This is a genomic window from Isoptericola sp. NPDC058082 (genome assembly GCF_042885055.1).
Taxonomy (GTDB): Bacteria; Actinomycetota; Actinomycetes; order Actinomycetales; family Cellulomonadaceae; genus Isoptericola.
Map to the genome: position 1 here is coordinate 83,073 of NZ_JBHVSQ010000008.1, position 26,775 is coordinate 109,847.

At 75.2% G+C, this 26,775-nt stretch carries 26 protein-coding genes; 15 read left to right on the forward strand and 11 right to left on the reverse strand.

Annotated elements, in window-relative coordinates; all coding sequences use genetic code 11:
* The first annotated feature begins 179 nt into the window (after positions 1 to 179).
* From ACFVS0_RS12655 to ACFVS0_RS12675, 5 genes are all read left to right on the forward strand, one after another.
* Complete coding sequence (locus ACFVS0_RS12655) at positions 180 to 1,202, forward strand: 3-oxoacyl-ACP synthase III (RefSeq protein WP_430550926.1); 1,023 nt, start codon at positions 180 to 182, stop codon at positions 1,200 to 1,202.
* Positions 1,203 to 1,204: 2 nt separating this feature from the next.
* The gene (locus ACFVS0_RS12660) at positions 1,205 to 3,982 is read left to right on the forward strand and encodes an alpha/beta fold hydrolase (protein ID WP_430588170.1); all 2,778 of its coding nucleotides are present in this window, start codon (positions 1,205 to 1,207) and stop codon (positions 3,980 to 3,982) included.
* Positions 3,979 to 5,019 (forward strand): NAD-dependent epimerase/dehydratase family protein, encoded by a 1,041-nt coding sequence (locus ACFVS0_RS12665; RefSeq protein ID WP_430550928.1) that lies wholly within the window; start codon positions 3,979 to 3,981, stop codon positions 5,017 to 5,019. The genes ACFVS0_RS12660 and ACFVS0_RS12665 overlap by 4 nt, the downstream gene beginning before the upstream one ends.
* Positions 5,020 to 5,158: 139 nt before the next feature.
* Positions 5,159 to 6,430: an anion permease gene (locus ACFVS0_RS12670; RefSeq protein WP_430564418.1), complete on the forward strand. Its 1,272-nt coding sequence runs from the start codon at positions 5,159 to 5,161 to the stop codon at positions 6,428 to 6,430.
* Positions 6,427 to 6,738, forward strand: coding sequence for a hypothetical protein (locus tag ACFVS0_RS12675; RefSeq protein WP_430564417.1), 312 nt, complete (start codon positions 6,427 to 6,429; stop codon positions 6,736 to 6,738). Before ACFVS0_RS12670 ends, ACFVS0_RS12675 begins: the two co-directional genes overlap by 4 nt.
* Positions 6,739 to 6,779: 41 nt before the next feature.
* Here ACFVS0_RS12675 and ACFVS0_RS12680 read toward each other — a convergent pair whose 3' ends face one another.
* Positions 6,780 to 7,118, reverse strand: a complete 339-nt coding sequence (locus ACFVS0_RS12680; protein ID WP_430588171.1) for a DUF6221 family protein — start codon at positions 7,116 to 7,118, stop codon at positions 6,780 to 6,782.
* 55 nt (positions 7,119 to 7,173) lie between these two features.
* Here ACFVS0_RS12680 and ACFVS0_RS12685 point away from each other — a divergent pair, with 55 nt between their 5' ends.
* Positions 7,174 to 7,296 carry a hypothetical protein gene (locus ACFVS0_RS12685; RefSeq protein ID WP_430588172.1) on the forward strand — a complete coding sequence of 41 codons (123 nt, stop codon included), beginning with the start codon at positions 7,174 to 7,176 and terminating at the stop codon, positions 7,294 to 7,296.
* A gap of 225 nt (positions 7,297 to 7,521) precedes the next feature.
* Here the strand turns inward: ACFVS0_RS12685 and ACFVS0_RS12690 are convergent, their stop codons facing one another.
* From ACFVS0_RS12690 to ACFVS0_RS12710, 5 genes are all read right to left on the reverse strand, one after another.
* Positions 7,522 to 8,472, reverse strand: coding sequence for a CHAD domain-containing protein (locus ACFVS0_RS12690; protein WP_430588173.1), 951 nt, complete (start codon positions 8,470 to 8,472; stop codon positions 7,522 to 7,524).
* A 41-nt stretch (positions 8,473 to 8,513) separates the two neighbouring features.
* Positions 8,514 to 9,329, reverse strand: a complete 816-nt coding sequence (locus ACFVS0_RS12695; RefSeq protein ID WP_430588174.1) for a class I SAM-dependent methyltransferase — start codon at positions 9,327 to 9,329, stop codon at positions 8,514 to 8,516.
* A gap of 83 nt (positions 9,330 to 9,412) precedes the next feature.
* A complete protein-coding gene (locus tag ACFVS0_RS12700) occupies positions 9,413 to 10,684 on the reverse strand; it encodes a glycoside hydrolase family 3 N-terminal domain-containing protein (RefSeq protein ID WP_430588175.1) in 1,272 nt (423 codons plus the stop codon).
* Positions 10,681 to 11,145, reverse strand: a complete 465-nt coding sequence (locus tag ACFVS0_RS12705) for an SRPBCC family protein (RefSeq protein ID WP_430550934.1) — start codon at positions 11,143 to 11,145, stop codon at positions 10,681 to 10,683. The genes ACFVS0_RS12700 and ACFVS0_RS12705 overlap by 4 nt, the downstream gene beginning before the upstream one ends.
* A gap of 39 nt (positions 11,146 to 11,184) precedes the next feature.
* Positions 11,185 to 12,102 (reverse strand): winged helix-turn-helix transcriptional regulator, encoded by a 918-nt coding sequence (locus ACFVS0_RS12710; protein ID WP_430588176.1) that lies wholly within the window; start codon positions 12,100 to 12,102, stop codon positions 11,185 to 11,187.
* Between the two features lie 132 nt (positions 12,103 to 12,234).
* Here ACFVS0_RS12710 and ACFVS0_RS12715 point away from each other — a divergent pair, with 132 nt between their 5' ends.
* The gene (locus tag ACFVS0_RS12715) at positions 12,235 to 13,485 is read left to right on the forward strand and encodes an MFS transporter (RefSeq protein WP_430588177.1); all 1,251 of its coding nucleotides are present in this window, start codon (positions 12,235 to 12,237) and stop codon (positions 13,483 to 13,485) included.
* On the opposite strand, the gene ACFVS0_RS12720 is transcribed toward ACFVS0_RS12715, so the two are convergent.
* Together ACFVS0_RS12720 and ACFVS0_RS12725 are read right to left on the reverse strand one after the other, a co-directional pair.
* Positions 13,486 to 14,616 (reverse strand): threonine aldolase family protein, encoded by a 1,131-nt coding sequence (locus ACFVS0_RS12720; RefSeq protein ID WP_430564411.1) that lies wholly within the window; start codon positions 14,614 to 14,616, stop codon positions 13,486 to 13,488.
* Positions 14,613 to 15,665 (reverse strand): LacI family DNA-binding transcriptional regulator, encoded by a 1,053-nt coding sequence (locus ACFVS0_RS12725; RefSeq protein WP_430550938.1) that lies wholly within the window; start codon positions 15,663 to 15,665, stop codon positions 14,613 to 14,615. The genes ACFVS0_RS12720 and ACFVS0_RS12725 overlap by 4 nt, the downstream gene beginning before the upstream one ends.
* Positions 15,666 to 15,788: 123 nt before the next feature.
* On the opposite strand from ACFVS0_RS12725, the gene ACFVS0_RS12730 reads away from it, so the two are divergent.
* Together ACFVS0_RS12730 and ACFVS0_RS12735 are read left to right on the forward strand one after the other, a co-directional pair.
* Positions 15,789 to 16,946, forward strand: a complete 1,158-nt coding sequence (locus ACFVS0_RS12730) for a Gfo/Idh/MocA family protein (RefSeq protein WP_430550939.1) — start codon at positions 15,789 to 15,791, stop codon at positions 16,944 to 16,946.
* Complete coding sequence (locus ACFVS0_RS12735; RefSeq protein WP_430550940.1) at positions 16,943 to 18,031, forward strand: Gfo/Idh/MocA family protein; 1,089 nt, start codon at positions 16,943 to 16,945, stop codon at positions 18,029 to 18,031. The genes ACFVS0_RS12730 and ACFVS0_RS12735 overlap by 4 nt, the downstream gene beginning before the upstream one ends.
* 67 nt (positions 18,032 to 18,098) lie before the next feature.
* On the opposite strand, the gene ACFVS0_RS12740 is transcribed toward ACFVS0_RS12735, so the two are convergent.
* A complete protein-coding gene (locus ACFVS0_RS12740; RefSeq protein WP_430550941.1) occupies positions 18,099 to 19,253 on the reverse strand; it encodes a ScyD/ScyE family protein in 1,155 nt (384 codons plus the stop codon).
* A 127-nt stretch (positions 19,254 to 19,380) separates the two neighbouring features.
* Positions 19,381 to 20,664, reverse strand: coding sequence for an endonuclease/exonuclease/phosphatase family protein (locus ACFVS0_RS12745; RefSeq protein ID WP_430564408.1), 1,284 nt, complete (start codon positions 20,662 to 20,664; stop codon positions 19,381 to 19,383).
* A 134-nt stretch (positions 20,665 to 20,798) separates the two neighbouring features.
* Here ACFVS0_RS12745 and ACFVS0_RS12750 point away from each other — a divergent pair, with 134 nt between their 5' ends.
* Together ACFVS0_RS12750 and ACFVS0_RS12755 are read left to right on the forward strand one after the other, a co-directional pair.
* Positions 20,799 to 21,722: a ribokinase gene (locus tag ACFVS0_RS12750; protein WP_430564407.1), complete on the forward strand. Its 924-nt coding sequence runs from the start codon at positions 20,799 to 20,801 to the stop codon at positions 21,720 to 21,722.
* A 101-nt stretch (positions 21,723 to 21,823) separates the two neighbouring features.
* On the forward strand, positions 21,824 to 22,699 hold the full coding sequence (locus ACFVS0_RS12755) for a VOC family protein (protein ID WP_430588178.1): 876 nt from the start codon (positions 21,824 to 21,826) through the stop codon (positions 22,697 to 22,699).
* 24 nt (positions 22,700 to 22,723) lie between these two features.
* Here the strand turns inward: ACFVS0_RS12755 and ACFVS0_RS12760 are convergent, their stop codons facing one another.
* Complete coding sequence (locus tag ACFVS0_RS12760; protein WP_430550945.1) at positions 22,724 to 23,527, reverse strand: class I SAM-dependent methyltransferase; 804 nt, start codon at positions 23,525 to 23,527, stop codon at positions 22,724 to 22,726.
* A 150-nt stretch (positions 23,528 to 23,677) separates the two neighbouring features.
* Here ACFVS0_RS12760 and ACFVS0_RS12765 point away from each other — a divergent pair, with 150 nt between their 5' ends.
* From ACFVS0_RS12765 to ACFVS0_RS12780, 4 genes are all read left to right on the forward strand, one after another.
* Entirely contained in the window at positions 23,678 to 24,196 is a 519-nt protein-coding gene (locus ACFVS0_RS12765; RefSeq protein WP_430585644.1) for a histidine kinase, read from the forward strand.
* Positions 24,197 to 24,272: 76 nt separating this feature from the next.
* The gene (locus ACFVS0_RS12770; RefSeq protein ID WP_430588179.1) at positions 24,273 to 25,112 is read left to right on the forward strand and encodes a DUF4097 domain-containing protein; all 840 of its coding nucleotides are present in this window, start codon (positions 24,273 to 24,275) and stop codon (positions 25,110 to 25,112) included.
* A 32-nt stretch (positions 25,113 to 25,144) separates the two neighbouring features.
* A complete protein-coding gene (locus tag ACFVS0_RS12775; RefSeq protein ID WP_430550948.1) occupies positions 25,145 to 25,939 on the forward strand; it encodes an ABC transporter ATP-binding protein in 795 nt (264 codons plus the stop codon).
* A complete protein-coding gene (locus ACFVS0_RS12780; protein WP_430550949.1) occupies positions 25,939 to 26,703 on the forward strand; it encodes an ABC transporter permease in 765 nt (254 codons plus the stop codon). The genes ACFVS0_RS12775 and ACFVS0_RS12780 overlap by 1 nt, the downstream gene beginning before the upstream one ends.
* The last annotated feature ends 72 nt before the right edge of the window (positions 26,704 to 26,775 follow it).

Below are 26,775 nucleotides of genomic sequence, written 5' to 3' on the forward strand. Positions count from 1 at the left end.
GTCCGGGCGTCCGGTGTGCGTCCCGGGTGAACCCTGCGTGGCCGATCCCACATCGCGGGGTTGGAACGGCGGGCGGGCCTCGGACGTCGTAACGTCGCGGGGCCGGGGTCGTGCGGCCCCGCCAACTCGTCGCTGAGCCGGCTCCGTGCGGCACGCACGACCGGTCGTCTGGAGCTCGTGTGTCAGGAAACGCCACCACCAGGTTCGCAGGTGTCTCCCTGCTGGCCGTGACCAGCAGGATCCCGGCCGGGGTGCGGACCTCGGCCGCCGTGCAGCAGCGGCTCGCCCCCGCGCTGCGGCGCCTGCGGCTCCCCACCTCGCTGCTCGAGCGCGTCGCCGGCGTGCGGGAACGGCGCGCCTGGGCCGCCGACGAGGACGTGGACGACGCGACCGTCGCCGCCGGGCGCGAGGCGCTCGCCGTCGCCGGTGTCGAGGCCGCCGACGTCGGCCTGCTGATCAACACCTCCGTGACGCGCCGGCACCTCGAGCCGTCCGTCGCGGTGCGGCTGCACCACGGGCTCGGCCTGCCGTCGTCGGCCGTGAACTTCGACGTCGCCAACGCCTGCCTCGGCTTCATCAACGGCATGAGCCTCGCCGCCGGGATGATCGAGTCGGGGCAGGTCCGGTACGCCGTCGTCGTCGACGGCGAGGACGCCGACATCATCCACGACCGCACCATCGAGCGGCTGCTGCGCGAGGACCGCAGCCGCGACGACTTCATGCAGGAGTTCGCGTCCCTCACCCTCGGCTCGGGCTCCGCCGCGGCCGTCCTGGGCCGCACGGACGAGCACCCCGAGGGCCACCGCGTCCTCGGCGGCGTCACGCGCGCCGCCACGAGGTTCCACGACCTGTGCGTGGGCAGCACCGAGGGCATGTTCACGGACGCGAAGGCGCTGCTCGACGGCGGCCTCGAGCTCGTCGTCGACGCCTGGAAGGACGCCGTCGCGGACTGGGACTGGGCGACGATGGACCGCTACGTCACCCACCAGGTCTCGCGCGTGCACACCGACGCCATCGTCGAGGCCGTCGGTCTCGACCGCGCCAAGGTGCCCACCACGTACGAGCGCCTCGGGAACGTCGGCCCGGCGTCCGTGCCTATCACGCTGGTGGAGCAGCAGGACTCGCTGAGCGCCGGGGACCGCGTGCTGCTCATGGGCGTCGGCTCCGGTATCAACACGGCGATGCTGGAGCTCGCGTGGTGACGGTGGCGACCCGCACCGTGCCCTCCACGACCCCCCGCCCCGCCGACACCGTGCCGCCGGGCCTGCCCGGCCTCGACGCGCGCCACAGCCACGTGCTCACCGACGCGCGCGGCGCGTCGTGGCACTACCTCGACAACGGGCCCGAGCTCGCGGCGGGCGGTCACGAGCCCGTCGGCACCGTGCTCGCCGTGCACGGCAACCCCACCTGGTCGTACCTGTGGCGGCGGCTGGTCGCCGACGCGCTGGACGCCGCCGGAGCCGGCGCGCCCGCGTGGCGCGTCGTCGCCGTCGACCAGCTCGAGATGGGCCTGTCGCAGCGCACCGGGGAGCACCGGCCGCTCGCGCGCCGGGTCGCAGACCTCGGCGCGTTCACCGACGCGCTCGGCCTGGCGGGGCCGGTCGTGACGCTCGGCCACGACTGGGGCGGCGTCGTCTCGCTCGGCTGGGCGGTCGACCACCCCGACCTGCTCGCCGGCGTCGCGCTGCTCAACACGGCCGTGCACCAGCCCGACGACGCGCCCGTCCCGGCGCCCCTGCGCCTCGCCCTCGCCGGGCCCGTGCACCGCCTCGGCACGCGCACCACCCGCGCCTTCCTGGAGACGACGCTGTCGCTGGCCCGCCCCCGGCTGGCCGCCGACGTCGCCGCCGCGTACCGCCTGCCCTACCTCTCCGCCGACGAGCGTGACGGCATCGAGGGCTTCGTCGCCGACATCCCTGTGGACGGCGCCCACCCCAGCGCGCCCGAGCTGGACCGCATCGCCGCCGGCGTCGCCCGGCTCACCGTGCCCGCCGTCCTGCTGTGGGGGCCGCACGACCCGATCTTCTCCGACCGGTACCTCGACGACCTCGTCCGCCGCCTGCCGCACGCGCACGTGCACCGGTTCGCGGACGCCGGGCACCTGATCGCCGAGGACGTGGACTGGACTCCTGCTCTCTTCCGGTTCCTGCCTGAGGTGCTGTCGGCGGAGGGGTCGGCAACCCCGGGCACGGATGCGTTCACGGGCCCCAGGGGGCCCTCCACTTCGGGAATTCGTCCATCCGTGCCCGAGGTTCCCGACCCCTCCGCCTCGAGCATCACCTCGCCGTCCGCTTCGCCGGACGACTCCGCGACACCGTTCGTGCCGCTGTGGGCGGCGCTGGACGCTCGGGCCGACGACGACGCGCCGGCGGTGCTGGACATGACGACCTCCACGACGGCGGACGGTGCGGACGGGCGGCCGTTCACCGCGAGCTGGCGGGCGCTTGCCCGGCAGGTGCGGCGTATTGCCGCCGGGCTGCACGAGATCGGGGTGCGCCGGGGCGACCGGGTGTCGCTGCTGGTGGAGCCGGGGCCGACGCTGACGGCGCTGGTGTACGCGTGCCTGCGGATCGGCGCGGTCGTCGTGGTGGCCGACGCCGGGCTGGGCGTGCGCGGGCTGACGCGCGCGCAGCGGGGCGCGTGGCCGCGGTTCGTCGTCGCGCAGCGCAAGGGCCTGGCCGCGGCACGGGCGCTGGGCTGGCCCGGGGTGCGGATCTCGGCCGAGCCGCTGGCGCCCTCCGTGCGCCGCGCGCTCGGGGTGACGCACGAGCTGGTCGACGTCGCCCGGGCCGGCGAGGGACGCCCGCTGCCGCCGGAGCCCGGACCCCAGGACGAGGCCGCCGTGCTGTTCACGTCGGGCTCGACCGGGCCGGCGAAGGGCGTCGTCTACCGGCACGCCGAGCTGTCCGCGCTGCGGGACGCGCTCGCCGCGCACTTCGACGTCCGCCCGGAGACGGGCCTGGTCACCGGCTTCGCCCCGTTCGCGTTGCTGGGGCCCGCCCTCGGCACGCGGTCCGTCACGCCCGTGATGGACGTGTCGTCGCCGGCCACGCTCACCGCGCGGGCCGTCGCCGACGCGGTGCGGGCCTCGGACGCGCGCATCGTCTTCCTGTCCCCGGCGGCGATCCTCAACGTCGTCGCGACCGCCGACGTCCTGGACGCCGGGGACCGCGAGGCCCTCGCGCGGGTGCAGACGTTCCTCTCGACGGGCGCCCCGATCTCGGCCGAGCTGCTGGGCTCGGCGGCCGAGCTCATGCCGTCCGCGACCCCGCACACGCCGTACGGGATGACGGAGTGCCTCCTCGTCACCGACATCACGCTCGACGGGATCCGGGAGGCCGCCGGGGCGCCCGACGCCGGCGTCTGCGTGGGCCGGCCCGTCGGCGGCGGCGAGGTGCTGGTCAGCGCGCTCGACGACGACGGCGCGGCGACGGGCGCGCCGTCCGGGGCCCCGGGCGTGCTGGGCGAGGTCCTGGTGCGTGCCGGGCACCTCAAGGAGCGCTACGACCGCCTGTGGCTCACCGACGTCGAGGCCGAGCGCGACACCCCGCCGGGCCGGTGGCACCGCACGGGCGACGTCGGGCACCTGGACGACCGGGGCCGCCTGTGGATCGAGGGGCGCCTCGCGCACGTGCTGCGCACGGCCGACGGGCCCCTGGCGCCGGTGGGCACCGAGCAGCACGTGGAGCGGGTGCCCGAGGTCCGGCGCGCCGCCGTCGTCGGCGTCGGGCCCGCGGGGGTGCACCAGGCGGTGGCCGTGGTCGAGACGGTCGACGACGGTACAGGGCGGGCGCGCCGTCCCGGCCTGGCGCCCGACGAGCTCGCGGCCGACGTCCGCGCCGCGTCGCCGGTGCCGCTCGCGGCGGTGCTGGTCGTGCCGCGCATGCCCACCGACGTGCGGCACAACTCCAAGATCGACCGCACCCGGCTCGCGTCCTGGGCCGACCGGGTGCTCACCGGCGGGCGGGTGGGTCACCCGTGACCGCCCCCGCGCCCCGTGGGACCGTCCTGGTGACCGGCGCGTCCGGGCTGCTGGGCGGCGCGGTGGCCCGCGCCCTGGTGGCCAGGGGCGACGCCGTGCGCACGCTCCAGCGGCGACCGTCCGGCGTCGACGGCGCGGCCGACGTGCTCGGCTCCGTCACCGACGCGGACGTCGTCGCGCGGGCCGTCGACGGGGCCGACGCGGTCGTGCACCTGGCGGCCAAGGTGTCGCTGGCGGGCTCGCCGGCGGAGTTCCACGAGGTGAACGTCGGCGGCACGCGGTCCCTGCTGGACGCCGCCGAGCGCGCGGGCGTGCGCCGGTTCGTGCAGGTGTCCTCGCCGTCGGTCGCGCACCTGGGGACCTCCCTGGTCGGGGCGCCGGCCACCCCGGCCGACCCGGAGGGGGCGCGCGGCGAGTACGCGCGCACCAAGGCCGGCGCGGAGGTGCTCGCCCTGGGTCGGGACGCCGCCGGCGCCGGACCCGGTCGCGGAGGGTTGCGCGTGGTCGCCGTCCGGCCGCACATCGTCTGGGGTCCGGGGGACACCCAGCTCGTGGAGCGCGTCGTCGACCGCGCGGCCCGCGGCCGCCTGCCGCTGCTGGGGCGCGGCGCGGCGCTCATCGACACGCTCTACGTGGACAACGCCGCCGACGGGATGCTCGCGGCCCTCGACCGCCTCGCCGACACGCCCGACGTCGTCGGCGGCCGGGCGTACGTGCTGACGAACGGCGAGCCACGCACCGTGGCCGACCTGCTGTCCGGCATCTGCCGTGCCGCGGGCGTGCGGCCCCCCGCGTGGCGCGTGCCCGCGGGCCTGGCGCGGTCGGCCGGCGGCCTCGTCGAGGCCGTCTGGCGGGTGCGCCCCGGTGCCGACGAGCCGCCCATGACGCGCTTCCTGGCCGAGCAGCTGTCCACCGCGCACTGGTTCGACCAGCGCGCCACGCACCGCGACCTGCGCTGGGTTCCCGGGGTGAGCGTCGACGAGGGGCTGCGCCGTCTGGCGGCGCACTACGGAGGCTCCGCGCCACCCCCGCGGTAGCTCTCGCGGACGCCGTCCGCCACGCGCGAGCACGACACGCCGCTGCCAGATGAACAACAGGTGAACAGTCCCGGAACAGTTCACCGAACGGCCCACCGGCGGTCGAAAACGCTCGGGTTCACCCCCCACGATGGGTGCCGTGACCGAGACGCTTCTGCTCGCGCTCGTCGTCGTGACCGCACTCGCCTTCGACTTCACGAACGGGTTCCACGACACGGGCAACGCGATGGCCACCTCCATCGCCACCCGAGCCCTCAAGCCCCGGACCGCCGTCGCGCTGTCCGCCGTCCTCAACCTCGTCGGCGCCTTCCTCTCCCTCGCCGTCGCCGCCACGATCGCCAAGGGCATCGTCGACGCCGGGGTGATCACCCTGCCCGTCGTGCTCGCCGGCCTGGTCGGCGGCATCGTGTGGAACCTCATCACCTGGCTGTTCGGCATCCCCTCCAGCTCCTCGCACGCCCTCGTGGGCGGCATGGTGGGCGCCGTGCTCGCCGCCGTCGGCACGTCGGGCGTGCTGTGGGAGGGCGTGATCGCCAAGGTGCTCGTGCCCGCCCTCATCGCCCCCGTGGTCGCCATCGCGGTGGCCGGCGTGGGCACCTGGCTCGTGGCCCGCCTGACGCGCGGCGTGCCGCAGGACGTGACGAACCGCGGCTTCCGCTGGGGCCAGATCGGCTCCGCGTCGCTCGTCTCCCTGGCGCACGGCACCAACGACGCGCAGAAGTCGATGGGCATCATCCTGCTCGCGCTCATCGCGGGCGGCGCCGTGCCGGCCGACTCCGGCGTGCCGTTCTGGGTCATCGTGTCCTGCGCCGTCGCGATGGCGGTCGGCACCTACCTGGGCGGCTGGCGCGTCATCCGCACGCTCGGCAAGGGGCTCGTCGAGATCGACACCCGCCAGGGCATGGCCGCCGAGACGTCGTCCGCCGCCGTCATCCTGCTGTCCAGCCACTTCGGCTTCTCGCTCTCGACGACGCACGTCGCCACCGGTTCCGTGCTCGGGTCCGGCGTCGGCATGCCGGGCGCGAAGGTCCGGTGGAGCGTCGCGGGCCGCATGTTCGTGGCCTGGATGGTCACCCTCCCCGCCGCCGGCCTGGTCGGCGCGCTGTGCCACTGGCTCGAGTCGTCCATCGGCGGCGCCGCCGGCACGATCGCCGTCTTCCTGCTGCTGGTCGTCACCTCGGCGGCCATCTGGGTCGCGTCGCGCCGCAAGCCCGTCGACCACACCAACGTCAACGAGGCGTGGGACGAGGAGAAGGGCGCGTCCGTCGAGCCCGTCGCCGCCACCACCGGCGAGGCCGGCGGCGAGCGCGTCGGGCCCGTGCCCGCCGTGGCCACCGCCTCGTCCGTCGCGCCGGCCGTCGGCGCCGTGGGCACCGTCAGCGCCCCGTCCAACCCGAAGGTGGGAGCATGAACTTCATCGAGTGGGGCGCCCTCGGCCAGGTCCTCGTGGCCGGGCTGATCGTCGGCGCCGGTATCCCCGCGCTCTTCGCGCTCGGGCTGCGGCTGCTGGCCGGCACGACGTCGGCCGACCCGGTGGCGGCGCAGGCCGCGCCGTCGTCCGCTCCGCGCGGTGGCGACGCGAACGACGCTCCGACGTCGCGCGTGGTCGCCATCCCGCGCCCGTCGGCGGCCCGCCTCGCCGGCGCCATCGCCTGCATGGGCGTCGTGGTCGGCGCCATCGCCTTCGGTCTGGTCTTCCTGGTCTCCGGCGGGCACTGACCCGTTCGTCCGCGGACCGTCGAGAGCTTCCGGACGGCGCCCTAGCGACGCCACTCCTCGCGGTAGTCGACGTGCTCGGCGTACGGGAGCGCGAGTGCTCGGAGCATGCGTTCGCCCACGAACTCGATGCCGCTGTCCTGCCGTGCGTCGATCGCCCGGTCGAGGTCCTTGTCCATGTCGAGGCCCGTCGCCTCGTAGGCAAGGCGGATGAGCAGATGCTTCGACTCGACCTCGGCCAGCAGGCGGGCCGGCGAGGACACCTGCCCGAGCCCGTTCGTCTGTGGCGCGTCGCCGGGGTCGTGGCGGTTGCGGAGCTCCGCGGCCGCCGCCCTCGCCTCATCCTCGTCCAGTCGGGCGATCAGGAACTCGGTCAGGGTCACAGGGCGAGCATACGGCTGCGGATCGCTACTGCGGCCTGGGCAGAGCTGGGTCGGCGTGACCTACCTCGAGGTCGGGTTCTTCACCTCCTCCCGGATCGTCGTCGGCTACCTCAACGACGTCGAGCATCGAGCGCGCGACCCGTTCGAGTGCCCCCTGGCGGCGCAGCTCGGGCGGTAGGAGCCACCAGGGCCGGAGGGGCGAGATGCGGGGACGACGTGGGCATGGCGGCGACAGGCGAGAAGAGCTGGGCCTGTTCCGGCTCCGCAGCCGACGAGACAGATCGTCGAGTCCCGGTGGCGGTCGGGGACGCCCCGGGTGCGGAAGGAGCTCGCTCGCAGCGCACCGGAGCCCCCGAGTGGCGGTCCGCCGTCACGTCGACCTGCGGCTCGTGCGGACTGACGTCTACCTCCACGGGTTCCCGGTGCGCAGCAGGCTGTCGAGGTGCGTGCGGCGCTCGTGGCCCTGCGACGAGGCACGGTGAGCCGCATCGGCCAGCGCCCGCCGTGCGCGTTCGTCGCCCAGCCGCACGCACGCGTCGACCGCGGCGGCGGTGCGCGGCTCGCGCAGCCCCGTCAGGGTCGCGCGCAGCACGTCCGCGTCGTGCACGGTGCCCAGCAGGTCCTGCAGCTCGCGATGGTGCGCGACGACGTCGTCCGCCCACCGGTCCGTGGCGCGGTCCCCGGAGCCGGCGAGCACCTCGGCGGCATAGCGCGCCCGCCGGGCCGCCTTGCGGAGCCGGTGCACGACGCCGGGCGCCGGCCGGTCGCCCGATCCGGGGTCACGCCACGCGGCCACCGGCCCCGCGCGGCGCCCGACCCGGGCGAGCTCGCGCTCGACGCCGGGTCGCAGGGCCGTCGCGGCCGGCGTCCCGGGCCGGTCGGCCAGCGGGGGCGCGGCGGCGAGCACGTCGAGCCGCGCCGTGAGGTCCCGGCACCGGGCCGAGGCGAGCGCCGTCGCGACCTCCGCCCGGGCGGCGGCGTCGGCCGCGACCAGCCCGCCGTCGAGCGTCGCCAGCCCCGCGAGCACGTCCGGCGACGGTCGCTCGAGGTCCGCGGCGAGCGCCGCCAGGCCGGCGCGCCGCACCTCGGCGTCGCGCGCCGCGCCGAGGGTGCGCACCCACCAGGTGAGGGCCTCGACCGTGCCCGGCTCGGGCGCCGTGCAACCCCGGAAGACGCGCAGCGTGGCACGCAGGCGCCGCACCGCCACGCGGGCGTCGTGCACCGCGTCGGGCGCGGCCTCCGGCGCACCCGACGCCCGCACCGCGGCCGCCCGGACGTCGTCGTGCCCGCGCAGGACCGCCTCCGCGTGGGTGCGGATCGCGGCGGCGAGGACGTCGCCGGCGGTGCGGGCCATGCTCGATCCTCGCCCGCCGCCCGGGCTCCCGCCGCGCGAGGTCAGACGCGCACGGCGCCGACCGAGAGCGTGAACCCCTGCTGCACGAAGCTGCCGCCGGCGGCGTCGATCGCGGCGCCGAGCCCCGCGAGCAGGGACTCGAGCCGCGCGGCCGGGAGCCGGGTGGCGACGCCGGTCGTGGGCACCAGGGCCAGCCACTCGTCGCGCGTGTAGGTCCGCTCCCAGGTGTCGCGCCGCTCGCTCGGCGCGGAGAACCGGCCGGTGCGGCGCAGACCGTCGGCCGCGGCCTCCACCATCTGCCGGTAGGCGGTCTCCGCCGACGCCGTCCCGGTGGCCGCGAGCGGGGAGCCCGGGAGCACCTCCCGGTACACCTCGGCGAACGCGACGGCCAGGTCGTGCGGCGGGTCGCCCGCGTTCCAGAACACCGTGAGCGCGCCGCCGGGACGCAGGACGTCCGCGGCTCGGGCCGCCCCGGCGACGGGGTCCACCCAGTGCCAGGTCTGGCCGGCGGTCACGGCGTCGAACGACCGGCCCGCCGGCGCCCACTCCTCGAACCGTGCCACCTCGACCTCGAAACCGTCGCGCCGCGCGACCTCCGCCATGCGCTCGTCGACGTCCACCCCGAGCACGTCGCAGCCGGCCGCGCGCAGCTGCCGCGCCACGATCCCGGTGCCCACGCCGACGTCGAGCACGCGCGGCACCGGGCTCGCGGCGGCGTCGCGCGCGGCGTCCGCGACCGCCGCGATCAGCGCGTCGGGGTAGCGCGGACGGGCCCGGTCGTAGGCGGCGGCGTCGACGCCGAACGACGACGCGACCTGGCGGAGCTCTTCCGGGTCCAGCGAGGGAGTGGCGCTCATGCGGTCAGCCAAGACCCGCGCCGCTGCCCGGGTCAACGAGGTTCGCCGAGGGCGGACCACGGGCCTCGATGCGGGGGTGGGCGTCAGCCGGCCGACGCGTCCTTGGCGGCCAGCACCCGGCGCGCGGAGGCGTCGACCTTCTTCGCGAACGCCGGGTCGGTGCGGGCCTTCGCGACCAGGGCGTCCGCCATCGCGGGCGCGACGGACGGGTCCGCGGACGCGAGCACCAGGTCCACCCCGGCGTCGACGGCGTCCACGGCACGCTCGCCGGGGGACCGGTCCTGCACCTGGGCGGCGGCCGACACGTCGTCCGTCATGACGACGCCGTCGAACCCCAGGTCGCCGCGCAGGACGTCCCCCACGACGACGGGGGAGAACACGGCGGGAGCGTCGGGGTCGATGCGGTCGTACACCGCGCTCGACATCATCACGTAGCGCGCGCCCGCCTCGATCCCGCGGGCGAAGACGCGCACGGACTCGTCGTCGCGGGTGGTGACGTCGTCGGTCACCTGGGCGTCGGTGTCGGTGTTCTGCGTGACGCGGCCGAGTCCCGGGAAGTGCTTGATCACGGGCTCGACGCCGGCGGCCCGCTGCCCGGCGCCGAACGCGTTCGCGGAGCGCACCACGGACCGCGGCGTGTAGCCGTAGTTCCGGCCGAAGTAGCCGATGGGCGGGTTGTCCGCGGCGGCGTCCTCGTCGACGAGGTCCATCACGGGCGCCAGGTTGAGGTTCACGCCGGCGGCGGCGAGCTCGTCGCCCCAGCCCCGTGCGCGCTTCTCCAGCGTGGCCGGCTTCCACGTGGCCTGCTCGGTGGCCTTCGGGATCTCGGAGAACCCCTGGCCCCGCAGCACCTGGACCAGGCCGCCCTCCTGGTCGGTCGCGACGAGCAGCGGCGTGCCGTGCGTCGAGCGGCGGGACACGAGAGAGGTGTACTCGTCGACCAGCTCGCGGGTCGCGTCCACGCCCGCCGTGCTGCGGCCGTGCAGGAACACGTTGCCCACGTGCTTGTCGCGGACCGACTCGGCGCTGACGGCGGCCGGGTCGCTCACGGACACCCCGACCATGAGCAGCTGGCCGACCTTCTGCTCCAGGCTCCAGCCCGCCAGCACGTCATCGGGGTGCTGGCTGCCGGTGGGCTCCGGGGTGGGGGTCGGGGTCGAGCTCGGTGAGGCGCTCGGTGAGGCGCTCGGTGAGGCGCTCGGCGACACGGTCGAGGGGCCCGGCGACGGCGATCCCTGGGGGGCGGACGACGCCGGTCCGGGCGACGGCTCGGTGCCCGCGCCGGAGCACGCGGCGAGCAGGACGGCGGTGAGGAGCGCGAGGGTGACGGCCGGCGCCGGCCGGCGGGGGGTCACGCGTGCCGGGCAGGCGCACCGTCGCGGTGGGCGAGGGTCGCGAGCGCGTCCTGCCAGTGCGCCTGCGAGTTCGTCGCGTGCTGGGCCGTGTCGATGTTCTCCTGCCTCACGGACACGACCGTACCCGTCTCGTCCGGTTCGAGAGTAATGCGAATCTCGTGGTAGTTGTCCTCGACGTCCGCGAGCTCCGCCAGCGGCGAGAAGTGGGTGAAGTGCAGCAGGCGGGGGCGGTCGACGGCGATCACCACGCCCTTGTCGGCGAACTGGCGGCCGAAGAAGTGGCCCTCGAACGTGATCGGGCTGCCCGGCCGGAAGTCCGTCTCGATGTTCGCGCCCAGCATCCAACGAGCGCCGGGATGCATGAGCTCGGCCCACACCCGCTCCGGCGGCTGGGTCACGTGCACCGACGCCTCGGCGACGTGCGGGTAGCGGTGGTCGGACGGGATGTAGGGGCTGGTCATGGTGGGGGTTCCTTCCGCCGGCTCCGGTTCGTTCCGACCCTAACGCCGGGCCCTCGCCGCCGCCGTCCCCGTCCCCGCCGACGGGGTGGCCGCCAGCCGGCGCACGAGGTCGAGCACGTCGTCGACCGACTGGGCGGGGTCGGTGACCGGCGCCTGCACGTGCCGCACGACGCCGGACGGGTCCACCAGGAGCGTGACGCGCTTGAGCCGGTCGGACCCGCCGGCGCGGAACACGGGCAGGCGCAGCGCGGACGCCGCGAGCCCGTCCTGGTCCGACGCGAGCAGGTAGGGGAGCGCGGCGTGGGTGGCGAACGCGGCCTGCTGCTCGGGGTGCTGCGTGCTCACGCCGAGCACCCGCGCCCCCGCCGCCTCGAGGTCGGCGTGCCGACGCCCGTAGGTGACGCACTCGAGCGTGCAGCCGGCCGTGCCGGGCACGTCGCCCCAGCGCGGCGGGTAGCCGTGGGTGCCGGGAGCGTACGCGCCGGGGAAGAAGAACAGGGCGGTCCACCGGTCGGGGTCCACGAGCCGCACGGTGGAGCCGTCGTGCGCCGTGAGGGGGACGTCGGGCACCCGCGTGCCCTCGAGCGCGCGGGCCCGCGCGAGGTCGCCGTCGCCCAGCGCTCCGCTGACCTCGCCGTCGCCCAGGACGAACCGCGTGCCCCACTCCTGCAGGGCGAGCAGCACGGGCAGCAGGCCCTCGCCGCGGGCGGTGAGCCGGTAGTCGTGGCGCGGCGGGCGCTCGGAGTACGGCACCTTCTCCAGGACGCCGTGCTCGACGAGGCCGCCGAGCCGCTCGGTGAGGGCTCGGCGCGACAGCCCCAGCTCGCGGTCGAAGCCCTCGAACCGGGTGACGCCGGCGGCGGCCTCGCGCACGATCAGCAGGCTCTGCCAGTCGCCGACGACGCCGAGGGACTGGGCGATGCCGCACGAGCTGTCGGCAAGGTCCTCGCGGCGCATGGGGGTCATCCTCTCGCCGGGCCGGGGTGCGCGTCCATCCCGCGCCGTAGGGTACGTTCCAATCTGGAACTTACAACGACGGTCACGCCCCACCTGTTCCCGGGGCGGCCGTCCACAGCGAGGAGGTGGCCGATGGCCACGAGTGCACGGCCGTTCTGGACCTACTGGGCCGCGAGCACCACCAGCGGCGTCGGCACCGCCGTCACGACCGTCGCGCTGCCGCTCGCCGCGGTGACCGTGCTCGACGCCGGCCCGGTCGAGACGGGCCTGCTGGCCGCGTCGTCGTACCTCGCCTGGGTGGTGCTCGGCCTGCCCGCCGGCGCGATCGTGCACCGGCTGCCGCTGCGCGCCACGCAGGTGGTGGCCGACCTGGTGCGTGCCGCCGCGATCCTCGCCGTCCCGCTCGTGTGGTGGCTCGGGGAGCTGTCGTTGGCCCACCTGGTGCTGGCGGCGCTCGCGGTGAACGTGGCCGAGGTGTTCTTCTTCACCGCCAACACGACCTTCCTGCCGACGGTGGTGCCGAAGCACGAGCTGACCAGCCGCAACAGCCTCGTCTCGGGCACGCAGGCCGCCACGCAGCTCGGCGGGCCGTCGGTCGCGGGCCTGCTGGTGCAGGCGGTCGGCGCCGTGCCCGCGCTGCTGGTGGACGCCGTGACGTACGTCGTGTCGGCCCTGCTGCTGCGACGGCTGCCCGAGCGGCGCGAGCCCGCCCTCGGCGACGGGGAGACGCGGCCCGGGATGCGGCAGATGATCGCGGAGGGCTGGCGGTTCGTGGTGCGGCACCCGGTGATCGCGCCGGCGACGTGGTGGGCCTGCGTCGTGAACCTCGTGTGCGGCGTGCAGGCCGGGCTGTTCGCGCTCTACCTGGTGCGCGACCTCCACGCGCCGCCCGCGATGGTCGGCGTGCTGCTCGCCGCCGACGGCGTGGGCTCCCTGCTCGCGGCCGCCGCCACGCCGTGGCTCGTGCGGCGTTTCGGGTCCGCGAGGGTGCTGCTGTTCGACGGGCTGTTCGGGTTCGCCGGTGCGCTGCTGATCCCGCTCGGCGCCGGTGCCGCCGGGTGGCTCTGCTTCGCCGTCGGCACGATGGTGTTCGGGGCGTCCGTGGTGCCGGGGAGCGTCGTGACGCGCACCTACCGGCAGGTGGCCAGCCCGCCCGAGCTCCTGTCACGGGTGATGGCGACCGTGCGGTTCGTCTCCTGGAGCATGATCCCCCTCGGGTCGCTCGCGGCCGGCGTGCTCGCCGCGCACGTGGGGAACCGGGCCGTGCTGCTCGGGTCCGCGTTCGTGCTGCTGCTCGGGCCCGTCATCGTGGGCCTCAGCCCCGTGCGGCGGCTGCGGAACCTCGAGGACTACGACGCCGCCACCCTCGAGCTGTCGCGGTGATCAGGCGAGGGCGTCGGCGGCCGCCGCGACGAACGCGTCGACCGTCCCCGGCGCCGTGTCCCAGGCACACATGAGCCGCACCTCGACGCGGCCGGGCGTCTCGCCGTCGGCCCAGTCGTAGAAGCGCGCGACGGCGCGCAGCCGGTCGGCGGCGGCGCGGGGGAGCGTGGCGAAGACGGCGTTCGCCTCCGTGGGGCGGGTGACGCGCACGCCGTCCTCGTCCGAGCCGGGGAGGGCCTCGAGCCCGGCGCGCAGCCGGGCCGCCATCGCGTTCGACTGCGCGGCGTTGCGGTGCCACAGCGGCTCGTCGTCGGCCGGGTCGCCGGGCTCGCCGAGCAGGGCGAGGAGCTGCGCGGAGACGAACCGCGTCTTGGACGCCAGCTGCATCGTCGCCTTGCGCAGGAACGGCACGGCGGCCGACGCCGCCTGCCGCGCGCGGGCGGACGCGGCGTCCGGGGCGTCGTCGGGCCCGAGCACGAGCACGGCCTCGCCGAGCATGCCGCCGTTCTTCGCGGCCCCCAGCGACACGACGTCGACGCCGGCATCGGTGGTGAGCGCCCGCAGCGAGCAGCCGAGCGACGCGGCGGCGTTCGCGAGCCGGGAGCCGTCCACGTGCACGGCCATCCCCAGGTCGTGCGCGACGCGGGTGAGCGCGCGCAGGTCGTCGAGCGGGTACACCGTGCCGAGCTCGGTGGACTGCGTCAGCGACAGGACGGCGGGGTGCGCGCGGTGCACGTCGTCGCGCTGCCCGGCCCAGCGCGCGACGTCGTCGGGCGTGATCCGGCCGTCCGTCGACGGGCAGGCGAGCAGCTTGAGGCCGCCGACCCGCTCGGGTGCGCCGTTCTCGTCGGTGTTCACGTGCGCGACGTCGGACACGACGACGCCGCCCCAGCGCGGCGAGAGCGCGGTGAGCGACACGACGTTGGCGCCCGTGCCGTTGAGCACCGGGAACGCGAGCGCCCCGGTGCCGAAGACCTCACGGATGCGGACGTCGAGCCGGGCCGTCCACGGGTCGTCCCCGTACGCGACGGCGTACCCGTCGTTCGCCGCGGCGACCGCGGCCAGGACGTCCGGGTGCGCGGGCGCGTAGTTGTCGGAGGCGAACGGCGGGAGGGTGCGGGGCTCGGTCACGCGCCCAGGGTAGGCGGGTCGGCCGGGCCGGCGACGCCGCCGGTGGACTCGCGCCACACGATGCGGTGGATCGGCGCGCCGGGCCCCGGGCGGGGCTCGCCCCGCACGGTCGCGACCAGCCGGCGCATCGCGGTGCGGCCGGCCTCGGGGAAGTCGACGGCGACGGTGGTGAGGGACGGCATCATCAGCGACCCCATCTCGACGTCGTCCCAGCCGGTGACGACGAGGTCCCCGGGTACCGACCAGCCGCGCTCGGCGGCGCCGCGGACCACGCCGGCGGCGAGATGGTCGTTCGCGGCGATCACGGCCAGGGGCGGCGCGTCGGCGGGGAGCCCGGCGACCGCGCGGCGTGCGTCGTCGCCCGACCAGGAGCCGCCGAGGACGCCGAGGGACACGACGTCGCTCGTGGCGGGGTCGGCGGCCGCGCGCGCGACCGAGGCGAGGTAGACGTCGCGCCGTGCCCGGGCGGAGGCGTAGTGGTCGGGGCCGCCGACGTGCACGAAGCGCCGGAACCCCGCGGCGACGAGGGCTGCGACGAAGACCTCGACCGTGCCGGCGTCGGCGAGCTCGCCCAGGCTGCGCATCTGCTCGTCGAACGCCGCCTCGGCGACGACGGGGGTGGCGTCGTCCGCCGGCGCGGACGGGTCGGAGAGCACCTCCGGCAGCACGGGCACCAGGGCCAGGACGCCCTCGTACTGGCGGCTCGCGGCGAGCTCGTGCACGCGCGTGGTGCGCTGCTCCACCGTGCCGTCGATCGTGTGCGTCTCCATGACGTAGCCCTCGGCCTCGGCCACCTCGCCGGCGCCGGTGAGCACCCGGAGCTGGTGGTCCAGGGTCGCTCCGGTCACCACGGCGAGCCGGCCGGACCGCCGCGTGCGCATGGACCGCGCGGCGAGGTTGGGCCGGTAGCCGACCGACTCGGCCACCTGGAGCACCCGCTCGCGGGTGGCCGCCGAGATGGTGCCGCGCCCGGTGAGCGCGTAGGACACGGTCGCCTGCGACACCCCGGCGAGGCGCGCGACGTCGCGGCTGGTGGGCGGGTGGGACATCGCCACAGTATGACCTCCCTCACCTCTCGCCTTGACAGGTCGACGGCCCTCCGGCCACCCTGATCACCGTCGCATGATACGTATCATGCCGGACCGCCAGCTCGCTGTTCCATCGGAGGAACCATGCTCACCATCGGGATCGTCGGCACGGGCGGGATCGCCCGGGCGCACATCGACGGCTACCAGCGCTTCGGGGAGGAGTGCGAGATCGTCGCGCTGTGCGACCCCGCCCCGGGGCGCGCCGAAGCCCTGCGCGCGGAGCTCGGGCTCGACGGCGCCCGCGTCTACACCGACGCCGCCGAGATGCTCGCCGCCGAGCAGCGCCTCGACCTCGTCAGCGTCGCGACGCCGCCGTCCACCCACGCCGCCCTGTCGATCCAGGCCCTGGAGGCGGGCGTCGACGTGCTCGTCGAGAAGCCGATGGCGCCGTCGCTCGAGGAGTGCGACGCGATGATCGCGGCCGCGAAGGACAACGGGCGCCTGCTGTCCGTCGTCGCGCAGAACCGCTTCCGCGACGACATCGCGACGCTCAAGGAGGTGCTCGACTCCGGCCTCGCCGGCCCGGTCACGCACGCCCAGGTCAGCTCCGCCTGGTGGCGCGGCACCGAGTACTACGACCTGTGGTGGCGCGGCACCTGGGAGCGCGAGGGCGGCGGCTGCACGCTCAACCACGCCATCCACCACCTCGACATGACCCTGTGGATGCTCGGTTCCCCGAAGGCCGTGACGTCCGTGCTCACCAACGCGGCGCACGAGAACGCCGAGGTCGAGGACCTGTCCGTGAGCGTGCTGCAGTACGACCGCGCGCTCGCCGAGGTCACCGCCTCCGTGGTGAGCCACGGCGAGGAGCAGGCCATCGTCGTGCAGGGCCGCGACGCCCGCGTCTCGCAGCCGTGGAAGGTCGAGGCGAACCTGGCCAACCCGAACGGCTTCCCCGCCGACGAGGACGACGTGGAACGCGTCGCGCAGATCGAGGCCGTCGCGGCGGCGCACCGGCCGCTGGAGCACACCGGCCACGCCGGGCAGATCGCCGACATGCTCGACGCCGTGCGCGAGCGCCGTCGTCCCGCCGTCGACGGCGAGGACGGCCGCCGCGCCATCGAGCTGGTCACGGCGATCTACGAGGCGGGCATCGAGCGCCGCACCGTGGACCTGCCGCTGTCGCCGGACGACCCGTTCTACCGCACCGGCACCCTCGTGGAGCGGGCGCCGCGGTTCTTCGAGAAGACGGCCTCGGTGGGCGAGCTGCCGGGCGCGATCACCGTGGGGGCGAAGGCATGAGCGCGAACCCGACGGGCACCGCCAGCGGCGCCGCCTACGCGCCGAACCCCGTGCCCGCGCCCGTCGTCGAGCCGGGCGAGTTCGTCTTCGCGGCGACCAGCCTCGACCACGGCCACGTCTTCGGCATGTGCGAGGGGCTCGCGGGCGCCGGCGGCACGCTGAAGTGGGTGTACGACCCCGACCCGGCCAAGGTCGAGGTGATGCGCAGCAAGTTCCCCGACGTGCGGGTCGCGCGCAGCGAGGCCGAGATCCTCGACGACGCCGAGGTGCGCCTCGTCGCGGGCGCCGCGGTGACCTCCGAGCGCGCGCCGCTCGGGCTGCGGGTCATCGAGGCGGGCAAGGACTACTTCACGGACAAGGCGCCGCTGACGACGCTCGACCAGCTCGCCGCCGCCCGCGAGGCCACGGCCCGCACCGGCCAGAAGTACGCCGTCTACTACTCCGAGCGCATCCACGTCGAGGCCGCCGTGCTGGCCGAGCAGCTCGTCGACCGCGGGGCGATCGGCCGCGTGCTGCAGGTGATGGGCCTGGGCCCGCACCGCCTCGGCACCGGCCGCCCGGACTGGTTCTTCGAGAAGGAGAAGTACGGCGGCATCCTGTGCGACATCGGGAGCCACAACTTCGACCAGATGCTGCACTACGCGGGCGCGAAGGACGCGGAGATCAGCCACGCCGCCGTCGCGAACTACCACCACCCGGACCACCCGGAGCTCGACGACTTCGGCGAGGCCGGCATCGTCATGGACAACGGCGCCACCGGGTACGTGCGCGTCGACTGGTTCACGCCGGACGGCCTGAGCACGTGGGGCGACGGCCGCACGATCATCCTCGGCACCGAGGGGTACATCGAGCTGCGCAAGTACGTCAACGTCGGCACCGGCGAGGGCGGCGGGCACGTGTTCCTCGTCGACGGCGAGGGCGAGCACCACCTGGTCGCGGACGGTCAGGTCGGTTTCCCCTACTTCGGGCAGCTCATCCTCGACTGCCTGGAGCGCACCGAGAACGCGATGACGCAGGAGCACGCCTTCAAGGCCGCCGAGCTGAGCGTCCTCGCCCAGCAGCAGGCCCGGGTGCTCACGCCCTGACCCGACCGCGCTGATCGGGCCGGTCGGGACCTCGGTCCCGACCGGCCCGACCCGTGTCGCCACGGCGTCAGCGATGCCCGTGGTGGTGGTGCTTCGCGTGCAGGTCGATGCTGACGAGACGGCCCTGCGGCGGGTCGGTCGGCCCCGCGGTCGGGTCGAACGCGTTCGCCGTCGCGAGCAGGCCCTTGCCGGACCACTCGACGGCACCGGGCACGTCGATCGCGACGACGGACCGCGGCCCGCCGTGCTTCACCGTGCTGATCCGGTTGCCGAACATCTCGGCGACGTACACGTCGCCCTTCGGCGAGACGGCGAGGTTCGTGGCGCTGAGGAAGCCGCCCGCGACCTTCCGCACCGACCCGGTCCACGGGTTCACCCGGTAGACCGAGCCCCGCGCGCCGAGGCTCTCGTCCTCGGGCCCGCCGGGCAGCGTCGAGACGTAGAGCCGGCCCCACGGGCCGATCTCGACGTCCGTGGGGACCGGCTCGAACCAGTACGTCTCGCCGACGACGCAGTCCGGCAGGCCGAACATCGCCGCGGCCTCCGCGGTGACGACGGCCGGCTGGGCGGGCAGCACCGCGACGGTCCGCACGCGGCCGCGGTCGCTGACGGACAGGATCGCGTTCATGCCCGCGTCGGCGACGAAGGTCGTACCGCGGGCCTGCGTCGTCGCGTACGGGTGCGAGTCCTGGATGCCCTGGTACAAGACGGGGATGCCGTCCGGCGGCGCCTGGTCCAGGCAGGACTGGTCGACGTCCCGGAAGCCGTAGGTGACGTCGCCGTCCGGGTTGTTCGCGTTCTCGTACGCGCGGATGTCGGCGAGGGTGCGTGCCTGTCCGACCGGGTTGCCGTGCCGGTCGAGGCGCAGGGTCTTGATGCTCGAGGCCACCGGGCCCTGCTGGTCGTCGATGAGCGTCTCGGTGAAGGCGAGGCGCCGGTCGCGGTACGAGACACCACCGACCTCCTCGCCGTTCGCGGACGCGTGGAGGACCGAGGTGCGGCCCCGCCGGTCGACCTCGGTGAGCAGGCCGGCGAAGTTCTGCGTGACGTAGTTCGTGCCCTTGGCGCCGGCAGCGGCGCTGAGGGGACTGACGAGGCCGGTGGCCACGTCGGTGACGGTCGGGGGCTTCGGTGCGGGCTTGCCGCCGTGGGCGGCGGCGGGGCCGGCGGCGAGCAGCAGCGCCGTCGCTGCTGCGGCGGCCGCGGTGAGGGCGCGTCTCATGGGATCTCCCGGGCTCGACGGTGAGGGACACAGCACCTTCGAGCGTGCGACCGCCCCGGGGCGCTCGCCAGCGACCCCGGGGCGCTGCCCGGGTGATTCCCCGGGCACCTTCCGGGCGGGCCACGGCTCAGCCGGCGCGCAGGTCCACCCACACCAGCCGGTGGTCGCTGGACGGGAACGGGTAGGTGCCGGTGAGCCGCGACAGCGGGTCGGCCCGGGTCGGCCAGAACACGCCCGCGTCGCGCACCTTCAGGCCCTTCGACGGCAGCACGTAGTCGGCCCGCAGGTTGCCCGGGGCGGTGTCGGCGAAGTCGGCCGTGTCCAGGGCGGGGTCGCCCCGGTGGGTCGCGTTGGCGCCGCCCTGGAGGGCGGCCGCCTCGACGGCGCCGTCCGACGTCGGCCGCGGGTCGGTGATCCGAGGGTGGTCCAGGAGCTGGTCGACGGCCGCGTCCACGGAGTCGCCGTCGAACGGGTCGGCGTTCTGGTCGCCCAGGATCACGAACCGCGCGCCGGGCTGCAGCCCGCCGCGCCGGCCGTCGTCGTCGTAGACGTAGCGCGACGCCCTGCCGGGCGTCACGTAGTCGGCCCAGAAGCGGATCTCGTCGTGGTTGCGCCGGCCGTTGCGGTCCTCCGGCCCGTCGAACGTGGGCGGCGTCGGGTGCGAGGCCAGCACGTGCACGGTCTGGCGGCCCACGCGGACCGGCACGTCCCAGTGCGACTTGCTGGACAGCCGCACGACGTCGAGCTCCTCGGGGGAGTACCAGTCCGCGGGCTCGGGCGTGGCAGGGTCGTCGGGCAGCAGCGCGCCCGGCATGTCCTTCCACAGGAAGTGCTGGAACGTCCGCACGCCCGACGTGTCGATCGGGTACTTGGACAGCACGACCATCCCGTACTGGCCCTCGAACTCCCCGAAGCCGAAGGCGTCGTTGCCGCCGCCCACCGTGCCGCTGTTGTCCAGGTCGAGGCCGCTGGGGACCCCCGTGTTCGACGGCGCGGTGTACGCGTAGCGGTAGCGCACCGGGTCGGCGCCGCCCTGCGACACCTCGAGGTAGTGCTCGCGGAACCCGTCCACGCTCGCGTGGTCGGCGTCGAAGTCGAACTCGTTGAGCAGGACGACGTCCGGGTCCGCGCGCTGGATCACCTCCGCGACCGTGCGCGCCTGCGGGTCGTCGCCCGTGGCCAGGTCGGCCCGCAGCTCGCCCTCCGTCGCGCGGTTCAGCGACAGGTTGTACGTCGCCACGCGCAGCGAGCGGTCGGGACCGTGCCCGCTGCCGTGCCCGCCGTCGTGCCCGCCGCCGCCCCCGTGGGCGCTCGCGGCGAGGGGGAGGAGGGCGGTGGGGAGGGCCACGGCCAGCGCCGTGGCGGCGGTGAGGGTGCGTCGTCGCAGGGTGGGCCTGGTGGGCGTGATCACGCGGTCGACGCTAGCGCCGGCCGGTGACGCGCGCCTCAACGGTGCGTGAACGTCGGTCGCGGAGCGAGCGCGGGCGCCCCGTGTGTCATCGTGTCCGGGGCGTGAGGGTCACGCACGACGGCGAGGTGACGAGAATGCGTTCGGTGACGCCATCGACCGCTCGCGTGGTGGTCGTCGGGTCCACCAACGCGGACCTGCTGGTCGGCGTCGCGGCGCACCCGGCACCCGGCGAGACGGTCCTCGGGCACGGCATGCGGGTCATGTCCGGCGGGAAGGGGGCCAACCAGGCCGTCGCGGCCGCCCGGCTCGGCGCGGACGTCGCGTTCGTGGGCGCGGTGGGCGACGACGAGTTCGCCGACGCGGCGCTCGCGGGGCTCCGGTCCGCCGGGGTGGACCTCGCGGCGCTGGCGGTCGTGCCCGGGCACCGGACCGGCATCGCGATCGTCACCGTGAGCGACGACGGCGAGAACTCCATCGTCGTCGTCCCCGGCGCCAACGCGGCCGTCGACGAGGCCGTGGTGGGTGCGCACGCCGGGCTGGTCGCGGCCGCCGGGACCCTCGTGCTGCAGGGCGAGATCCCGCGGGCCGCCATCGAGGCGGCGGCCCGCACCGCGCGCGGACGGCTCGTCGTCAACCTCGCCCCGGTGCTCGACGTCGACCCGGACGTGCTGCTGCGCGCCGACCCGCTGGTCCTCAACGAGCACGAGGCACGGCTGGTCGCCGCCGCGCTGGACGTCCCGCCGGGTGACGGCGAGGAGGAGCTGGTGCGGGGGCTGCTCGCGCGCGGGGTGCGGTCGGTCGTGCTGACGCTCGGGCCCCGCGGCGCGCTGGTCGGGCAGGGCGGCGACGTGACGGCGGTCCCGGCACCGCGGGTGCGCGCCGTCGACACCACGGGGGCGGGCGACGCGTTCGTCGGCGCGCTCGCCCACGGGCTGGCGCGGGGCGACGGGCTCGTCGACGCCGCCCGGACGGCGGCCCGCGTCGGCGCGTACGCCGTGCGGTCGCCCGGCGCGCAGGCCTCCTACCCGTCGGCGGACGACGAGCTGCCCGCGGTGTGACGTGCGGTGGCGACATCGTGGCGACGTCGTGGCGACGTGGTGGCGACGAGACCGTCGCCGTCGTCGGGCGAGATGTCGGAGGGCCTGTGCAGGGTGGGTCCATGGTGCACACCTACCCGCACGGGGTCCCGAGCTGGATCGACCTGGAGGTCGCCGACGTCGACGCGGCGCTCGCGTTCTACGGCGCGCTGTTCGGCTGGCGGTTCACCGAGAAGCTGCCGCCGGGGGCGCCCGGGCGCTACGCCGTGGCGTCGTGGGACGGCACCGACGAGACGGCGATCGCCGCCGTCGCCACGCCCGACCCGGGGTACGACGGGGAGCCGGCGTGGCACACGTACCTCGCCGTCGACGACATCGAGGCCGCGACGGCCCGCGTCGCCGAGCTGGGCGGGGTGGTGAGCTCGCCCCCGCAGCAGGTGGGCCCGCCCGGGCAGGCCGCGGGATGGATGGCGCGCATCGTCGACCCGGAGGGCGCGCCCAGCCGGCTCTGGCGGGCCGGCACCCGCGCCGGGGCCCAGCGCGTCAACGAGCCCGGCACCTGGAACTTCAGCAACCTGCTCACCCCCGACGTCGACGCCGCGCTGCGGTTCTACGGGCCGCTGCTCGGCTGGGAGCGCAGCGACGACCTGGGCGCCGGGATGGCGCGCGTGCGGGGGTACGGCGACCACCTGGCCCGCACCGTGGACCCCGGGATCCACGAGCGGCAGGAGTTCGTCCCGCCAGGGTTCTCGGACGTCGTCGCGGGGGTGCTGCCCGCGGACGGTCCGGCCCGCTGGTCGGTCGTCTTCGCGGTGGCCGACCGCGACGCCGCCGCCGAGGCCGCCGAGCGGGCGGGCGCCGTCGTGCACGCGACCCAGGACACCGAGTGGACCCGGGAGGCGACGATCCGCGACCCGTTCGGCGCCGACCTCGTGCTCTCCCAGTTCGCCCCGCCGCCGGAGTTCGTCGCCGCCGAGGCCGACGCCGGGAGGTCCTGAGCCGACAGGGACCGCCGGGGCGCGTCAGGGCCGGCGCGCCTGCACCCACATCACGGGCGTGTCCATGAACGTCGCGCGGCCGACCTCGCGCGCGTCCGCGAGCCCGGCGTCCGTCAGCAGGCGCTGGATGCCGCCGTCGGCGTTGTCCTCCCGGTGCTGGTTCGCACCGATCCCGCGGTGGTGCCGGTGGCCGCCGCGCCCGTGCTCGCCGTCCGCTGGTTCGCCGTGCCCGTGGCCGCCGCCGTGCCCGTGCCCGCCGTCGTGCCCGTGCCCGCCGCCGTGCCCGGGCGCGTCGAGGTCCGCGACGGTGACGGTGCCGCCGGGGCGCAGCACGCGAGCGAGCTCGGCGGCGAACCGGCGCTTCTCGTCCATCGGCACGTGGTGCAGGGCGAGGGAGGAGAGCACGTGGTCGACGGTGCCGTCGGCCGCGGGCAGCCGGTCGGCGAAGCCCCGCACGAGCGTGAGCGAGCCGCGACGTCCCACCCGCCGGCGGCGGGCCTTGCGCGCCGCGCGGCGCAGGGCGGCGCCGTCCGGGTCGAGGCCGGTCACCGCGGCGTCCGGTACCGCGCGCAGCACGGCGAGGGAGAGGTTGCCGGTGCCGCAGCCGACGTCGAGGACCCGCTGCCCGGCGGCGATCCCGGCGAGCTCGACGGTGCGGCGGTGCAGCCGCCCGGCGCGCCGCCACCAGCTCTGCACGTCGTACCAGGGCATCTTCCAGGCGCTGCTCATGCCGGGCAGGTAGGCGCGGTCCGTCTCGTCCGGGCGGACGTCGTCGAAGAGGCGCACGCCGCGCACCGTGGTGTCGGGGCCCTCCGGGGATCTGGTCACGACGCCACGCTAGTCCCGCGACCGGTGACGTGCTCCTGACCTGCGATGACGCGGGTACCCCGCCCCTCTGACACCAGTCGACATCAGCGTGACATCAGAAATGACGTCAAAGGTCTTGCCATGACACCACGGTGGTGTCATAGTGGAGCCATGGACCTCACGAGATATGTCGACGAGCTGCAGCAGCAGCTCGGCACCGCAGCCGCCGCCGGCGGGGACGAGGCGCGGGAGCTGGCCTCCCGCCTGACCGCCCCCCTCGACGCGGCCGCCCGGCTCGTGCTGCTCGAGGCGCTGTCGGACGCGGCGGGGGAGATCTCCGCCGAGCTGGCCCCCGGCTCGGTCGACATCCGGCTCCGCGGCGGCTCGCCCGAGTTCGTCGTCGCGGTACCCGCCCGGCCCTCCGCCGTCGCCGCCGCCCCCGAGGCGGACCACGCCCCGGCGGCGCCGGCCGCGGAGGCCGAGGGCGGCGCCACCACCCGCACCACCCTGCGCCTGCCGGACCACCTGAAGACGCAGGCCGAGACCGCCGCCGCCCGCGACGGCGTCTCCGTCAACACGTGGCTCGTGCGCGCGGTCGCCGCCGCGCTCGAGCAGTCCACCGGACGTCCGGCCGCGCAGGCCCGTCCGCAGCAGCGCGGCTCCGGCCGCGTCACCGGCTGGGTGCGCTGATCCCCTCGCACGGCACCGCACCGCACCGCCCCCGTCCCCCCTGACACCACACCGACACCACTGTTGGAGCCCCGTCATGCCCACTTTCCCCGCCACCCAGCCCGTCCCCGTCCTCGTGGACGTGCCGTTCGCCAACGTGCACGTCGTCGCCGGGGAGCGTGACGACGTCGTCGTCACCGTGCTGCCCACCAACGCCAAGTCCGGCAGCACCCGCGCCGCCGAGTCGGTCCGCGTGGACCGGGACGGCGACGCCGTCTCGATCACCTACCCCGGCTCGTGGAAGCAGTACGTGCTGCCCTTCGCGTCCGGCACCGCCGACATCACCGTCGAGCTCCCCGAGGGCTCGTCGCTGAGCGGCAAGGTCGGCTCGCTCTACGCCGAGGGCACGCTCGCCGCCGTCGACATGACGCTGTCCGCCGGCAACGCCCGCGTGGACGACGTCGAGCGGCTGGACCTCAAGCTCTCCGCCGGCTCCGCGACCGCGGGCCGCGTCACCGGCTCCCTCGACGTCAAGGTGAGCGCCGGGTCCGTCTTCGTGGACGAGGTCCTCGGGGACGGCACGATCCGCGCCAGCAACGGCACCACGACCGTCGGCTCCGTCACCGGCACCCTCGAGGTGCTCGGGGCGCACGGCGACATCGCCGTGAGCCGCGTGCGCGGCACCCTCACCGCGAAGTCTGCGCACGCCAGCATCCGGGTCAACAACCTGGAGTCCGGCGACGTCACCCTCACGTCCTCGTTCGGGTCGATCGAGGTCGGGGTGCCCGAGGGCACCGCCGCCTACCTCGACGTCTCGTCCGAGAACGGCTCCGTCCGCAACCTCCTGACCCCCACGGACGGGCCGGTCGAGGACGAGGCCACCGCAGAGATCCACGCCAGCACCGGCTTCGGCGACGTCGTCGTCCGCCGGCCGTGAACCACTCACCTCGCAGAATCGGAGAACCGGACATGACCACCGCCCAGTCCGACGGCGCGGCCCGCGCCGCGATCCACGTCCAAGGCATCGAGAAGTCGTTCGGCGAGCTGCACGTGCTGCGCGGGGTCGACTTCGACGTCGCCGCCGGGAGCATCTTCGCCCTGCTCGGGTCCAACGGCGCCGGCAAGACCACGCTGGTGCGCATCCTGTCGACGCTGCTCAAGGCCGACGCGGGCACCGCCACCGTGCACGGGCACGACGTCGCGGCGAAGCCCGGCGACGTGCGCGAGTCGATCAGCCTCACCGGCCAGTTCGCTGCCGTCGACGAGGTCCTCACCGGACGCGAGAACCTGGTGCTCGTGGCCCGGCTGCGGCACCTGCCCCACCCCGGGGAGATCGCCGACGACCTGCTCGCCCGGTTCTCGCTCACCGAGGCCGGCGGCCGCCGCGCGGGGACCTACTCCGGCGGCATGCGGCGTCGTCTCGACATCGCGATGAGCCTCATCGGCAACCCGCCGATCGTGTTCCTCGACGAGCCCACCACGGGCCTCGACCCGCAGGCGCGGATCGACGTCTGGCAGACCGTCAAGCAGCTCGCCAGCAACGGCACCACCGTGCTGCTCACCACGCAGTACCTCGACGAGGCCGAACAGCTCGCCGACCGGATCGCGATCCTGCACCAGGGAACGATCATCCAGAACGGCACCCTCGCCGAGCTCAAGCAGCTCCTCCCGCCCGCCAAGGTCGAGTACGTCGAGAAGCAGCCGTCCCTCGAGGACGTCTTCCTCTCGCTCGTCGGTGCGACCGGTACCGAGAAGGAATCCTGATGACCACCCACGCCCTCGCCGACACCCGCACCCTCACCGGGCGCTCCCTGCGGCACATCCTGCGCAGCCCCGACACGATCATCACCACCGCGGTGACCCCGATCGCGATCATGCTGCTCTTCGTCTACGTCTTCGGCGGCGCGATCAACACCGGGTCCGACGAGTCGTACATCAACTACATGCTGCCCGGCATCCTGCTGATCACCATCGCGTCGGGCATCGCGTACACGTCGTACCGGCTGTTCCTCGACCTGCAGGGCGGCATCGTCGACCGCTTCCAGTCCATGCCGATCGGCCGGTCGAGCGTCCTGTGGGCGCACGTGCTCACGTCGGTCGTGGCGAACATGGTCTCGGTCGCCATCGTCATCGCGGTCGCGTTCCTCATGGGCTTCCGCACGGGGGCCTCCGTGGGTGCCTGGTTCGCGGTGGCGGGCATCCTCGCCCTGTTCACCCTCGCCCTGACCTGGCTGGCCGTGATCGCGGGGCTCTCGGCGAAGACGGTGGACGGCGCGAGCGCCTTCAGCTACCCGCTGATCTTCCTGCCGTTCATCAGCTCGGCGTTCGTGCCCACCGACACGATGCCCGGCCCGGTGGCCTGGTTCGCGGAGAACCAGCCCGTGACGTCCGTCGTCGACACCGTCCGGGCCCTGTTCGCGGAGCAGCCCGTCGGCAGCGACATCTGGGTCGCCCTCGCCTGGCTCGTCGGCATCCTCGCCGTCTCGTACGGCCTCGCGGTCGCGATCTACCGCCGCCGGATCGGCTGACCCGACAAGGAGCGAGGGGGCGGAGCGAGCCCGGGCGAGCGGATCGTCCTCCTTTGCCCCTTTTGCCTCTCC